At 42.4% G+C, this 524-nt stretch carries 1 protein-coding gene; it reads right to left on the bottom strand.

Annotated elements, in window-relative coordinates; genetic code table 11:
• Positions 1–524, bottom strand: a 524-nt coding sequence (locus F3D68_RS11340) for a hypothetical protein (protein ID WP_191092816.1), incomplete at both ends; no start/stop codon positions are given.

Here is a 524-nt window from a genome sequence, read left to right as displayed (position 1 = left end):
TTAGACTTTAATAGGACATCTGAAATGCGGTACAGGCGATTCTTATGTAAGGTGCTAAAATCAGTCTGTAGTACCTCATCTAGCGCACTTTTGGTTTTTAAAACTTCACACGTCCTCACTTCACTGGCAGGGTATAATGTGCGCGCTAAAATCGTGGCTAGCGCGTCTTGGCACTCGCTATTGGATAAACCACATGTGCTTAGAACCTTTGGCAAATGCAGGTCTTGCGCTGCTTTGTGGACAAGGCTTTCGGCACCAATACTTTTAATATCAGAGGATTCAACAGAGGAAATATCTACTTGCTCATAGTGTGATTCTGCTGGTGTTGTATTAAATAACGCTTCACCGTGTTTTTTAATCACAAGAGCGCTTAAGCGACGTGCTTCTGCTTCGATATGATCATCAACACTCAATAGCGCATGCTCAGCACCATGAAGTAAGTCTTTAACGCGATCGGTTAACAATGTCCATTCTGACTCATCAATGGCAGTATAGCTACTGCCTAGATTTAAGAGTGTAATTTG

Origin of the sequence: Cysteiniphilum sp. JM-1 (assembly GCF_008711525.1) — a bacterium.
Classification (GTDB): domain Bacteria; phylum Pseudomonadota; class Gammaproteobacteria; order Francisellales; family Francisellaceae; genus Caedibacter.
The sequence above is the reverse complement of the archived record's forward strand: the minus strand, read 5'-3'. Positions and strand labels throughout refer to the sequence as shown.